The following is a 12,694-nucleotide window of genomic DNA, read 5'->3' as shown; positions in this document are numbered from 1 at the left end:
AAACATGAGGATATGAAGATAAAAGAAGTTGACATAGATACACTTGTGTGATAAAATATTTCGGTAGCCGCTCGGTGCAGGTTTAGTAAATGCAAGCAATAATTTACTTTATTGCTGCTACCTTTTGCCGGCGAGACTGGGTAGGGAGGTGTTTTATATGTACGCTATAATTGAGACAGGCGGAAAACAGTACAAGGTCCAGGAAGGTGACGTGGTTTTTGTTGAAAAGCTTGCGAATGAAGAAGGCGCTACAGTTACTTTTGACAAAGTTGTAGCTGTATCAAAAGAGGACAAAGTGAGCTTTGGTGCTCCGTTCGTAAGCAATGCGTCAGTTACTGCAAAAGTATTGAGCCACGGCAAGGATAAAAAGATTATTGTTTTCAAGTATAAGCCTAAGAAAGGTTATAGAAGAAAACAAGGACATAGGCAGCCTTATACGAAAATACAGATTGAAAAGATAAATGCATAAGGTAATATTCAATGATTAAAGTTGAAGTAATCAGGGATAGTGAGCGTTTCATACGCGAAATTAAAGTTAGGGGGCATGCGCGCTACAGCAGGCACGGAAGAGATATAGTATGTGCGGCTGTGTCGGCTCTGGCATATACGGCGGCAGGTGCTTTAGAGGAGCTTGCCGGAATAGAAGGGTATACCGAAAAGGACGGATATATGAGATGTACTGTTCCAAAGGATATACCGGAGGAAAAGAAAGAGCTTGTTAAAACTATCCTTGAGACTGTGGTAATAGGTTTAAAACAAGTTGAACTTGGATATGCAAAGTATGTATCGGTTTTGGATAAGGAGGTGTTGACCGATGATAAAGGCTAATTTGCAATTGTTCGCCCACAAAAAAGGAGTGGGTAGTACAAGAAACGGTCGTGATAGTGAATCTAAAAGACTTGGTGTAAAAAGAGCCGATGGGCAGTTTGTTACGGCCGGGAACATTTTGGTTAGACAGAGAGGTACAAAAATACATCCCGGTGCGAATGTTGGAATCGGGAAGGACGACACACTCTTTGCTTTGGTAGACGGAAGAGTGAAGTTCTCAAGATTGGGTAAAGACAGAAAACAAGTAAGTATTGTTCCAGCATAAAGATTAAATTATAAATCCCGGTTTTACCGGGATTTAATTTTTATATTTGTGTAATACTAATAAGTAGAAAGATTCTGTATTACAGTATGGGCTATGGAGTTGAAATACAATGTTTGTTGACAGTGCAAGAATTTATATAAAAGCCGGAGACGGCGGAAACGGTGCAGTATCCTTTCACAGGGAAAAGTACATAAGCAAGGGCGGCCCGGACGGCGGAGACGGCGGAAAAGGCGGAGATGTTGTTTTTATTGTGGATGAGGGTCTTAGGACGCTTCAGGATTTCAGGTACAGAACCCGTTACAAAGCTGAAAACGGCCAAAACGGCGGCGGCTCCAACTGTTCCGGAAGAAGTGGGGAAGATTTGACAATCAAGGTTCCTCCGGGAACTTTGATCAGGGATGAGCAAACCGGCAGGATTTTAGCCGATATGGTAAAACCCGGGCAGAGGACTGTAATTGCAAAAGGCGGCAGAGGTGGAGCCGGAAATCAGCATTTTGCAACTCCCACAAGACAGGTTCCCAGTTTTGCCAAGCCGGGAGAACCTGGGGAAGAGATGTGGGTAATATTGGAGCTTAAACTTTTGGCTGATGTAGGATTAATAGGCTTTCCCAATGTGGGCAAGTCAACAATTCTTTCAATGGTTACAGCTGCACAGCCAAAGATTGCTAATTACCATTTTACTACAATTGACCCAAACCTGGGTGTTGTAAACATTGATGCCGAAAATGCCTTTGTAATGGCCGATATACCGGGAATTATTGAAGGTGCGCACCAAGGTGTGGGATTGGGACATGAATTTTTAAAACATATAGAAAGAACAAAGCTTCTTATTCATGTTGTGGATATTTCAGGGTCCGAGGGAAGAGACCCGATTGAGGATTTCGAAATAATCAACGATGAACTGAAAAAATACAATCCGGTACTTTTCGAAAGACCCCAGATTATTGCAGCAAATAAAATGGATGTTACAGGGGCCCAGGAGAATCTGGAAAAATTCAGAAAAGTGGTTGAACCTAAGGGATATAAGATTTTTCCCATATCCGCTGCAGCCAACAAGGGTCTTAAAGAGTTGGTGTATTATGCCGCACAAAAAGTAAAAGAGCTCCCCGATATCATCCTTACAGGTGATGAGAAAGATGAAGTAGTGTATACGGCAGTGGAAGAAGAGCCTTTTAAAGTGCGCAAAGAAAATAATGTTTTTGTAGTTGAAGGAAGCTGGGTAATGAAACTGGTCAAATCCACCAATTTTGACAATTATGAGTCGTTGCAATATTTCCAGAGGGCAATAAGGAAAAAAGGTGTCGTTGATGCTTTGGAAAACATGGGGATTAATGAAGGAGATACCGTAAGAATGTATGATTTGGAATTTGAATATTATAGATAAAATTTATTTTAATATCCTGTAATTGTTTGTCTTAACAATGTATACAAAAAGATTTGCTGGACAGATATGCACTATATGTTGTAAAATATATATATCAAATTAAATATAAGCATTATAAAACGGAGGGGCATTAGTAAGCTTTATGGAATGTTTTAATTGTGGAAACTGTAAAACCGGCAGTGCGGCATATTATTGCCTTATGAAGGATGACTTTGTGCTAAACGAGGAAGCAACATCCCAAGTTATTGAGAAGACCAGGGCTGGATGGAAAAAGGGGCATCCGAGATATGAGGTTCAAAGGAGAAAAAGCCGGAAGGAAGTTGAGGCATACTAAGACATGAATGGGGATAGAGTCAGCTATCCCCATTATTTTGATTTGGTTTGTAAATATTACAATCTAATTATAAATGGAGATAATCAACAAGGAGAGGGTATATGCTTACAGGTAAACAAAGAAGTTATTTAAGAAGTTTGGCAAACAACATCGAACCGATTTTTCAGATTGGCAAGGGTGGAATAAATGACAATATGATAAAGCAGTTTAACGAGGCTTTAGAAGCGAGAGAGCTTATAAAAGTTGCAGTGCTTAAAAACGCTATGGTTGATACAAAAGAAGTATGCCATGAGGCGGCAAGTCTTGTAGGAGCTGAAGTAGTCCAAGTTATAGGAAATAAATTTGTTTTGTACAAGGAGTCAAAGGAAAACAAGGTTATAGAACTTCCGTAGTTTTCTTGTATCTCTTTTAAGTAAAAAAGTGATGTTTGAAGAGCCCCGTAAAGGGCTCAGTATTCCAATAAAAGCTCGGGACATCTTGTCCCTTTGCTTTTGCCTCTTTCGTTCTACTCCAAGAGGCAAAATAAAATCAAGGGTTTTGCTCATCGCTTCCTGTTCTGTCTTTTATAAGGCTTTCAATAATTTCGCTATATATTTCCTGAGAATACTTCTTCCAGTTTTCGCAAATTCTTCTTGCATCGTTTTTTGTTCCCACGGTAATCTTTAAATCGATGAGATTAAAATTGTCTTCCCTAACCTGACACGAAACGGTGAAGTCATTTTCACCGCCGGGAATATAGTCGGCCGATATAAAGGTTTCATTTCTGATGTTGCTTCTTATGTTGGCTATGCTGTTGTCAATCAGCCTTTTTATACCGCTGGGGATATGGTTGATAAAATAGCCAAGGGTCTGTTTACCCAAAGGAGTAATGGTGTAAAATGCTTTGTTATCAACATTTTCATTCAATAAATAATTACTGCTGCAAAGCTCATTGAGAAGCTGCTGGAGCGTGAAATAATTCATAAATTTGTTTTCCAGGATGATTTTTGTTATTTGCAGGTTACTTATGGGTATATTTACTTTATCAATAATATAAAGTAAAATTAGTTTATTTTCCGCAAGTTCTTTGTTGCTGCCGATACTCATAGCAATAATCATTCCTTTCGCTCAGCTAGTTTGGCTTTTTTATTGATCAATAGTAACATATTTTGAGTGTATTATAACATAGTATGAATGAATTGTGCCATATTGCCCTAAAACAAATCATATTTTAACTGTGTTTGAATTTACATAAATTTGCCGATAAATTATTATATATGATGGAAGAAATGTAGTGTATGTTTTATAATATGTTAATGTGTGTAGGCATGAAAAATAAAAAATGGCGTGAGGAGTTTTTCGGAAATGAATAATTTTGAGAAAATTCAGAATAAATTAATAGAGCTTGGAGCATCTTTTGTAGGCTGCTCAGATGTTGAAGCATACCTTCCGGAAAGCCTTAAAAAGGTTAGGTATGCTATAACTGTTGGGGTAAGACTTTCCGATTTTGTTATTGACCAAATAAGCGACAAGCCGACCTATACTTACTTTCATCATTACAGGACGGTTAATACTTTGATAGACCAGATAACTTTAAGGGGACAGATAGAGATTCAGAACATGGGGTATAATGCTATGGCAGTACCCGCCTCCCAGACGGTTAATGACTTGGAGGACAGATACTCGGGCATTTTTCAGCATAAGACCGCTGCTGTAAAAGCGGGTCTGGGATGGATAGGGAAAAGCGGCTTGTTTATCAGCGAAAAATTCGGTCCTAGAGTAAGGCTGGGGACAATACTTACAGATATGGAGCTGCCCTTTACGGCGCATACTGTCCACGAGGGCTGCGGCAACTGCAGAATTTGCGTCGACAGCTGCCCGGCAATGGCCTTGACGGGGAATAGCTGGACTGAAGGCTGCGACAGGAGTCATATTGTTGATGCGCAAGCGTGCAGCGATTATATGAATCAGAACTTTAAACACATAGGCAGGGGCTCTGTGTGCGGTATTTGCATCAGGGTATGTCCTAAAGGATTTTTGCGATGAAAATACTTGATTTTCACAAAGACAGGAGATAGCGGAAATGAAGAAAGTGCTTCTTGTTAATGATAGCAAATTCGAAAATTTGATACTAAAAGACATGCTGGACAGTATAGGATATATTGCCGCTACAGCTGACGAATATGATGCCATTGACAAGGTTTTAGCCATGCGTCCCGATTATATTATTATAAACCGTGTGATGAAAGAAACACATGGTGACGAACTTGCTTCAAAAATAAAAGCCCGTTTTCCGGAGATAAGGTGTATTTTGTCATCCTGCGACTTGATAAATATTGATGATTATAGCAATACCGGCATTGATGCTGTAATAAGGACACCTATAGACCAATACAGGCTTAAAGCTGTATTGAAAAATATGGAATATGCAAAACGCGACAAAAGAAAATAATGTCTGATTATTCTTTTTGGGCTGTGAGAATAATAATTGCAGGGTGATAATGATGAGATACATCTTTTTTTATTTTTCATTGTTCGGGGTATGGGTTAGTCTGATTATATGTCTTTATTTTAAACCCTTGGATTTTAGAAGCGGCATTGTAGGCATTATGACAGTTGCATATTCGATGGTTTACGAAACGGTTTTAGGCGGTTATTTTAGGCTTTATTATTATCTTAATCCTCAAGACTCATTAATTTATATTGTGTTGTCGGCAATTTTATTATATCCTGCCTTGAATATCATCTATACAATGTTTTTGCCTAAAAAGAAAAAGGCTGTACTGGGATACTCAGTCGCATGGATTGCGGCTATGCTAATCTTTGAGTATTTTAGTGTCAAACTTCAAACAATAGTCTTTACCGGATGGAAACCGGTGCCGTGGTCTTTAGTTACTTATATTGTCACTTACCTGTGGATTTATCTGATATACCAGTATTTGAGCAAAAAAAGGCCGGTTCCGGGACTTTCTTAAATCTTTGCAGCTATTGCTTTTTATTCTTGCTTATTTTTTCTTTCAGCCAATATATCCGGGCAAAGTTTTTTATAATGTCGAACCTTGTGTTGTATAAAATCTGGCGAATACCCGGAAAGCCTATTGAAGCCAATATAAAATCATAGGCATCGTTGCTGGCGCTATTAAAGGCTTTTCTCATCTGATAAAGCTGATAATTGTGTTTTGTCACCCGCTTAAGTAGTTTTTCGTAATCCTCTCCATTTGCAATTGAGCGGGCGGCCATTACGCCCATTTCTATGGAATTCAGTTGGCCGAAACCTAAAAAAGGGTCTATTGCACCTCCGGCATTTCCGGCAAAATATATGTTGTCAACTTTGTGGGGATAGGTAAATCCCGTATCATGTGCCTGCTTAAATTCGTCTAAAATGGTGTAGTTTATGTTTTCATAATCCAAAAAAACCTTCCAATAGTGATCAGCTTCTTTTTCATTTACATCGCTTACCACCAATACAAGTGAAGCTTTTTTATCGTTAAAGGGTGTAAGGTAGGCATAGCCGTTTTTGCAATAGTCCTTGTTAATCCACATTACAAGATTGGTTGGGTCAAAATCTCCCAATAAAACTGCACCTCTTATATATGTCCTGATTGTGGGAAACCAGCATCCCAATTGATTGCTGAACACAGTATTTCCATTTGCGACAACAACATAGTCAAATTCCTTTGCCAACGGGTCAATATCCCCATAAGTGTTGAAGTTTATTTTGGATGTTTTAAGCTGGGAAAAAAGCTGCATGGGAAGCGAATCTTCATCTCTTCCTCTTTTTATGAAAAAACCGAAATTTCCCTTGATTACTGTTTTTCTGTGGGGAGAATAATGTGTAAGGGTATTGACGGTATTAACGGGGGTTATGCTAATATTAAAATTTTTCTTGATGTATTTTATTGCATCTTTTATAGGCCTGTGCTGAATTTCCAGAAGAGCTGCAACATGGCTGAATTGATCGCCGATATAGCCGTTTCTGTGAAATATTACCGGACTTATGCCATGTCTTTCCAACTCGCAAGCACATGAAAGACCTGCCAATCCTCCTCCAATTATTGCGACTTTCACATCAAATACCTCCGAATCTTTTTAAGAATGTTAGCCACGCAGCTACCAGTGAACCGTTCACAAATGACAGTATGATATACATCCAGAGGTTCATGGGGCCTTGTCCTCCTTTTTATTCAGTACTACTATCGAAAACCAGCTTAATACAATCATTACACATATATTGATAACAATACTGTTGGTAAAGTGCCAGTTGGTATAAACAAGGTTGCCGGTTAAGATAAGTAAAGCTTCCTGAAAATAAAAGAGTGCTGAAAATACAAATATGTTTATAATTCTGAGCCATCTTTTTTGAGGATGAAGCTGGGCAAAGAGAGTTCCTACAGTGAATACAGGCCCTACGGTAAAGAAAAGGGAGGAACCCATTATGTCAATTACAGGTTCATTAATTTGATACAATCCATAGTTAATAGCATGCGTGTCTGTTATAAGCTGCAGGGCGAAAGCCAGAGCTCCGCTCCACATGTTTTTTTTTTAATTGCCGAAAATCAATAAAAGCAAAAAATATTATCCAACTGGCTACAAATAGTATAATCCACTCCATAACAAGATTATCTCCCCATGGACGATATAGTTGAAGTCAATGTGCTATACTCTGGGTTTTAAAGGGAACAATTTGGAAATAATCCCCTCTGACGATTGGAGTCTGTCTATTTTTTGCTGAAGATTTACTATAGCTCTCATTTCATCGTCCCTAAGCTGGGTAAAAACCTGTCTTGCTTCAGGATTTTTGACATAAATAAGGCTTTGATTATAGAACATTTCATTCGAAATTCTATCATGCAGCAAATCCTGCAAAATATCAATTTGTTCCAAAACAATCACCATACTTTCTTTATGGTATTCAAAAAATGAGCATAAGAACTTGGCAAGTAAATTAATCAAGTTTTATCAATAGATAGCAAAATCATCTTGTCGTTTATCATTTTTATATGGTCCCGGGAAGTTTGGGAAAAGTCCCTGAGAATTTTTTTCAATTCCTTATCTTTTGCCTCTTTGCAATAGTTTTCATATTTTTTCAATAGGAGTTCTTCTCTGTTTATTGCCTCGGTGAAAGCTATATTTAAAATATATTGTTGTGACAACCTTTCCATAAATCCTCCCAAAGAGCAAAAATAAATTAATCAATAAATATTTTTGACTTTTTTTGCAGATATTATTCTTGTAAATTAATAAGGAAGCAATGTTAAAGTAATACTAATTATGAAGGTACAGTAATTTTTGTTAATTAACATAAGTGAAGCAGCAAGGTGGGATATTATGAAAGTGGCCATAATTGGTGCCGGATTGGCGGGATTGGCTTGTGCTTTTGAATTGGAAAGGAATGAGATATCTCCGGTTATTTTTGAGAAAAAATCTTATATAGGCGAAAACTATATGTATTCCAGTACAACTTTAAGATTGTTTGACAGAAGCTACACAAATCCTGTAAAATATTTCAATAAAAAATACAATTTGAATCTTGTACCCTTTTGTCCGCTAAAGGAAATAGTAATGAAGGGACCTTCAAAACAAGGTGCTGTAAGCGGAAGATTGGGATATGTGTTTATGAGAGGCGACGAAAAAAACTCTCTGGAAAATCAGATTGCAAGACATGTAAATGCACCCATACATTTTGACACCTATATAAATGTTGACGATATAAAAAAAGATTTTGACCATGTCATTGTAGCCACGGGTGATGAAACCGTTGCAAATCACCTTGGGGTGTGGCACACAACTACAACTGTTCATACAAGAGTTGCACTGGTATTGGGGGATTTTAAAGTAGGTTCTGCAAAAATGTGGGTTAACCGGGAGTATTCCAAAGCCTGCTATGGTTTTTTGTCCCCCCATAGTAAAAGAGACGGAAGATTGTTGCTGTCTGTAAACGATATTTCTACCCATGAGTTTGACCACTACTGGAATAATTTTGCAAGATTAGAAGAAGTAAAATATAAAATAACTGAGACAAGGGATATTGTAACCAGACTTGGGTATGTATCTTCTGTAAAAGTAGAAAACATTTATTTGACTGGCAGTGCAGCAGGGCTTATTGATGATTTTTTGGGTTTTGGGGCAATTAACGCTATTGAAAGCGGAATTCTTGCAGCCCAAGCGATTATAAAAGACAAGGATTACAGTGAGTTGATAAGACCTATAAAAGAACATACGGCTAAGATTCATGAATTTAGAAAGATGGTAAATGAATTTAGCAATGAGGACTATGACCGGTTGATAAAAATTTTGACCATGCCTCTCGTAAAACGAATTATTTACAACAACCCGGCGGCAAAGGCGCAGAATATCTCATCTGTAGCTAGAAGATGCAATAATTTGAAACATAAAAGACAGCGGCGGCTTTTTAGAAGTTAGTGGGGGCAAAATAGGCAATAACTAATACTTGATTTTTTGCATTATATGTTTTAGTCTATATATGTTTAGAGTTGTTTCACAATATTGAATTTAATAAAAGGCAGTGCAAATTGCCGGCGGGAAATTCATATAATGGAATAACATAAAAGATGTATAAGTGAGGTTATTATATATGAAGGTCAGTATAGAAAGAGTAAGGGGCAATATTTTTACCAATGTAAGACTGCAGTTGGATATATTTGGAATTATTTATGCTGTGCTTTTTGCATGCTCTGTTGTATTTAAAGGGGTATTTCTCCAATTTCAAAATCAGATTAATTTTAAGCCTCTTTTTTCAACGACAAATATCTTCATGGGTGTTGCTTCAATATCTTTTGTCTTGGTATTGGTTGCTTTGTTGAGTATTTTTCATACCAAGAGAAAATTGTTGTTTTTTATATCCAACATTCTGATATCGATTTTGTTTCTTTCAGATGCTTTGTATTTGCGCTATTACAACACAATTATAACAATACCGGTAATTTATAATGCGCGCTATTTGGGACCGGTAAAAGAAAGTATCATGAGTCTTTTTAGACGTAGCGACATACTTTACTTTTTGGATATTCCTGTTTTTGCGGTAATGTCGTTTGTACTTTCCAAAAGGACTGGGCAAAACAAGCTTCCGTTGCTTAAGAGATGCATAGTGGTGGCGGTACTGTTGGTGGTGTCTTTCGGTTCTTTTAAAATGGCTTACAGCAAAAATGACATGTCCGAGTACGACAACAATTATATTGTAAAGAACTTTGGCATAGGTTATTTTCACTATTATGATGTAAAAAAATATTTAAAGGAAAACTACCTTAGGGATAAAAAGCTTAAAACCGATGAGAAAAATGAGCTGATATCCTTTTTCGAAGAGAAAAACGGGGAGGATGGCGAACTTACCGATAGATTTTACGGCATAGCAAAAGGTAAAAACCTTATAGTTGTTCAGATGGAGGCGCTTCAGCATTTTCTTATCGACAGAAAAATCAACGGTGAAGAAATAACGCCAAATTTAAACAAGCTTGTGAAGGAAGGCTTGTATTTTGACAATATCTATGTTCAGGTGGCAGGGGGCAATACGTCGGATGCAGAATTTATGACCAATACTTCATTGTACCCTGCAAAAGAAGGGGCTGCATATTTTAGGTTTGCAACCAATGAGTATAATACAATTGCTAAAGAGTTGAAGAAAGAAGGTTATAACTCGTACGCCTTGCATGCTTATGGTCCCGCATTCTGGAACAGGACCGAAATGTACAAGGCTATAGGTTTTGATACTTTTATAAGCTCCAACGACTATGTTATGGACGAATATATTGGCTGGGGAGGCTGGGCATTAAGTGACGATTCGTTCTACAGACAGTCCATGGATATAATTGATGTTACAAAGCCGTTTTATTCGTTTTTCATAACCCTTTCCGGACATCACCCTTATTCCTATTTTGAAGACAAACAGACCTTTGATGTCGGAAAATATGACAGGACTTATCTGGGGAACTATATTAAGGCTCAAAATTATGCCGATGCTGCCGTAGGGCGTTTTATAGAAAGACTTAAGGAAATGGGGCTATATGAAAACAGTCTTATTGTTATTTACGGTGACCATACGGGGCTTCCGAAGACCCAGGCTAAAGAACTTTTGGAATTCCTCGAACTGTCCGACAGCAAAGTTGATTGGATAAAGCTTCAAAAGATACCTTTGCTGGTACTCTGTCCGGGAGTGGAAGGAGAAACCGTTACTACAACCGGAGGGCAGATAGATATATTCGCCATGATAGCCAATATGATGGGGTTTGATAACTATTATGCTATGGGCAAAGACTTGTTGAATACCAAAAAGGGTTATGCCGTATTAAGAAACGGTTCGGTGCTGACGGACGACTATTACTACTGCAGCGAGGATGACACTGTTTATGACATAAAGAGCGGTGAGGTTCTCGACAAGAAGGATTATGAGGATGAAATAGTAAAATATCAAAAGGAACTTCGAATATCCGACATAATTCTTGAAAAGGATGCATTGCGTAAACTTAAATAAAGGACTAAAATATAGAAAAATATAAAAAAGTGCAATCAAGGTGTAATTTGTATTTGAATTGTGTCGTATATGTCTATATAATTAAAGTATATTATTATGAGTAAACATATAAAAGCTCAGTGCACAAATGACGAAGGAGAGTAATTCAAAATGACATCTTTCTTTAAATCAAGAATTGTAAAAATTGCTCCGGCAATAGCATTGTCTCTTTCTTTATTGCTTACAGGATGCAACAGTCCAAAGCTAAATGGCGACTCAAAGTCTCCGGTTCCAAATACCACGGGACAAGATGCAGGACTGACGGATAATACTTCTGCGGCTCCGACGCCAACACCGACGCTCATACCTACGCCCACAATTGACGTTCAGAGCGTCAAGCCCAATGAAGCCGGCAAAATAATGGTTGTTATGTTCCACAATTTTGTGGAGTCTTTTACCCCTACAAGCTATGATAAGGGAGAGTATACTACTACTTTCAGTGAGTTTGAAAAGCTGCTTCAAAGCTTGTATGATGACGGTTATAGGCTTATTAGCATGAGTGATTATTTGAATAACAATATTTCAGTGCCTGCAGGATGCATTCCCATGATTTTTACATTTGATGACGGGACAGCCGGACAGTTTAATTTGGTTGAAGAAAACGGAACTCTTAAAGCGAACAAGAAGTCTGCGGTAGGCATTATGGAAGAGTTTTGTGAGAAGCATCCCGACTTCGGACTTAAAGGTACTTTCTATGTAAACCTTGGCAACAGCACTTTTCAGGGTGAAGGTACCCTTCAGGAGAGGCTCAAATATTTGATTGACAAAGGATTTGAAATTGGCAACCATACTTATACCCATATAAATTTGAAAGATACCACAAGTGCCGAAAAAATACAGGAAGGGATTGGGAAAAACCAAAAGACCATTGCTGAGCTCATACCCGGATATAAAATGGTTACTTTTTCTCTTCCGTACGGACTTCTTCCATCCAAAGACCTTCAGAATTATGTTATAAAAGGCAGTTATGACGGAGTGGAATATGAGCACGCGGCAATTATGGAGGTAGGCTGGGACCCGGCCCAATCTCCGGTATCGAAGGATTTTAATCCCCTCTCAACCCACAGGGTTAGAGCTTCGGGAATTAATCCTGTAGAAGGTGATTTGGCATGGTGGATTAAGAATTTATCCAGAGAAGAGCAATATGTTAGTGACGGAAATCCCGATACCGTTACAGTCCCTGCAAAAAATGAAGACAAAGTTGATAAGGATAAGCTAAAAGGTAAGGAGCTCATAGTCTATTAAGCTTTAAAACACAATTTGAATAAATATAGAGCAAAAGGGACTTGGCGGTCCCTTTTGTATTATTTGGCCTCTTGGAGTGAAATGAAAGAGGCAAAAGCGAAGGGACTCGATGTCCCGAGCTTTTATTTGGCC

The 12,694-nt window shown here is 38.1% G+C and carries 17 protein-coding genes; 12 read left to right on the top strand and 5 right to left on the bottom strand.

The window, feature by feature from the left end; genetic code table 11:
* The first annotated feature begins 157 nt into the window (after positions 1-157).
* From rplU to yhbY, 6 genes are all read left to right on the top strand, one after another.
* Positions 158-469, top strand: a complete 312-nt coding sequence (gene rplU / locus PLH43_RS10785) for a 50S ribosomal protein L21 (RefSeq protein WP_324362959.1) — start codon at positions 158-160, stop codon at positions 467-469.
* Positions 470-480: 11 nt separating this feature from the next.
* Positions 481-828 (top strand): ribosomal-processing cysteine protease Prp, encoded by a 348-nt coding sequence (locus PLH43_RS10780; protein ID WP_324362956.1) that lies wholly within the window; start codon positions 481-483, stop codon positions 826-828.
* Entirely contained in the window at positions 815-1,093 is a 279-nt protein-coding gene (gene rpmA / locus PLH43_RS10775; RefSeq protein ID WP_324362954.1) for a 50S ribosomal protein L27, read from the top strand. The genes PLH43_RS10780 and rpmA overlap by 14 nt, the downstream gene beginning before the upstream one ends.
* A gap of 109 nt (positions 1,094-1,202) precedes the next feature.
* Positions 1,203-2,477 (top strand): GTPase ObgE, encoded by a 1,275-nt coding sequence (obgE, locus tag PLH43_RS10770; RefSeq protein ID WP_324362952.1) that lies wholly within the window; start codon positions 1,203-1,205, stop codon positions 2,475-2,477.
* 142 nt (positions 2,478-2,619) lie between these two features.
* Positions 2,620-2,811 carry a hypothetical protein gene (locus tag PLH43_RS10765; RefSeq protein ID WP_038286865.1) on the top strand — a complete coding sequence of 64 codons (192 nt, stop codon included), beginning with the start codon at positions 2,620-2,622 and terminating at the stop codon, positions 2,809-2,811.
* A gap of 101 nt (positions 2,812-2,912) precedes the next feature.
* On the top strand, positions 2,913-3,203 hold the full coding sequence (gene yhbY / locus PLH43_RS10760) for a ribosome assembly RNA-binding protein YhbY (protein WP_324362949.1): 291 nt from the start codon (positions 2,913-2,915) through the stop codon (positions 3,201-3,203).
* 136 nt (positions 3,204-3,339) lie between these two features.
* Here the strand turns inward: yhbY and PLH43_RS10755 are convergent, their stop codons facing one another.
* Positions 3,340-3,909 (bottom strand): DUF4364 family protein, encoded by a 570-nt coding sequence (locus tag PLH43_RS10755; RefSeq protein WP_324362947.1) that lies wholly within the window; start codon positions 3,907-3,909, stop codon positions 3,340-3,342.
* 246 nt (positions 3,910-4,155) lie between these two features.
* On the opposite strand from PLH43_RS10755, the gene PLH43_RS10750 reads away from it, so the two are divergent.
* The 3 genes from PLH43_RS10750 to PLH43_RS10740 are packed head-to-tail and all read left to right on the top strand — an operon-like array spanning position 4,156 to position 5,765.
* Entirely contained in the window at positions 4,156-4,836 is a 681-nt protein-coding gene (locus PLH43_RS10750; RefSeq protein WP_324362945.1) for a 4Fe-4S double cluster binding domain-containing protein, read from the top strand.
* Between the two features lie 37 nt (positions 4,837-4,873).
* On the top strand, positions 4,874-5,242 hold the full coding sequence (locus PLH43_RS10745) for a response regulator (protein ID WP_324362943.1): 369 nt from the start codon (positions 4,874-4,876) through the stop codon (positions 5,240-5,242).
* A gap of 49 nt (positions 5,243-5,291) precedes the next feature.
* The gene (locus tag PLH43_RS10740; RefSeq protein ID WP_324362941.1) at positions 5,292-5,765 is read left to right on the top strand and encodes a hypothetical protein; all 474 of its coding nucleotides are present in this window, start codon (positions 5,292-5,294) and stop codon (positions 5,763-5,765) included.
* Positions 5,766-5,775: 10 nt separating this feature from the next.
* Here PLH43_RS10740 and PLH43_RS10735 read toward each other — a convergent pair whose 3' ends face one another.
* The 4 genes from PLH43_RS10735 to PLH43_RS10720 all read right to left on the bottom strand — a co-directional run bounded on the left by PLH43_RS10735 (position 5,776) and on the right by PLH43_RS10720 (position 7,952).
* Entirely contained in the window at positions 5,776-6,858 is a 1,083-nt protein-coding gene (locus PLH43_RS10735) for an NAD(P)/FAD-dependent oxidoreductase (protein WP_324362939.1), read from the bottom strand.
* A gap of 90 nt (positions 6,859-6,948) precedes the next feature.
* Complete coding sequence (locus PLH43_RS10730; protein ID WP_324362937.1) at positions 6,949-7,323, bottom strand: hypothetical protein; 375 nt, start codon at positions 7,321-7,323, stop codon at positions 6,949-6,951.
* Positions 7,324-7,446: 123 nt separating this feature from the next.
* Positions 7,447-7,683 (bottom strand): hypothetical protein, encoded by a 237-nt coding sequence (locus PLH43_RS10725; RefSeq protein ID WP_324362961.1) that lies wholly within the window; start codon positions 7,681-7,683, stop codon positions 7,447-7,449.
* Positions 7,684-7,739: 56 nt separating this feature from the next.
* Positions 7,740-7,952 carry a hypothetical protein gene (locus tag PLH43_RS10720; protein WP_324362935.1) on the bottom strand — a complete coding sequence of 71 codons (213 nt, stop codon included), beginning with the start codon at positions 7,950-7,952 and terminating at the stop codon, positions 7,740-7,742.
* Positions 7,953-8,118: 166 nt separating this feature from the next.
* On the opposite strand from PLH43_RS10720, the gene PLH43_RS10715 reads away from it, so the two are divergent.
* The 3 genes from PLH43_RS10715 to PLH43_RS10705 all read left to right on the top strand — a co-directional run bounded on the left by PLH43_RS10715 (position 8,119) and on the right by PLH43_RS10705 (position 12,562).
* Positions 8,119-9,213, top strand: coding sequence for an FAD-dependent oxidoreductase (locus tag PLH43_RS10715; RefSeq protein WP_324362933.1), 1,095 nt, complete (start codon positions 8,119-8,121; stop codon positions 9,211-9,213).
* A 172-nt stretch (positions 9,214-9,385) separates the two neighbouring features.
* On the top strand, positions 9,386-11,278 hold the full coding sequence (locus PLH43_RS10710) for an LTA synthase family protein (protein ID WP_324362931.1): 1,893 nt from the start codon (positions 9,386-9,388) through the stop codon (positions 11,276-11,278).
* 150 nt (positions 11,279-11,428) lie between these two features.
* Entirely contained in the window at positions 11,429-12,562 is a 1,134-nt protein-coding gene (locus tag PLH43_RS10705; RefSeq protein ID WP_324362929.1) for a polysaccharide deacetylase family protein, read from the top strand.
* The last annotated feature ends 132 nt before the right edge of the window (positions 12,563-12,694 follow it).

The sequence above is a fragment of the Acetivibrio sp. genome (genome assembly GCF_035371925.1).
Classification (GTDB): Bacteria; Bacillota; Clostridia; order Acetivibrionales; family Acetivibrionaceae; genus Hungateiclostridium.
Note: the sequence above shows the minus strand (reverse complement) of the source record. Positions and strands in the feature narration are given on the sequence as shown.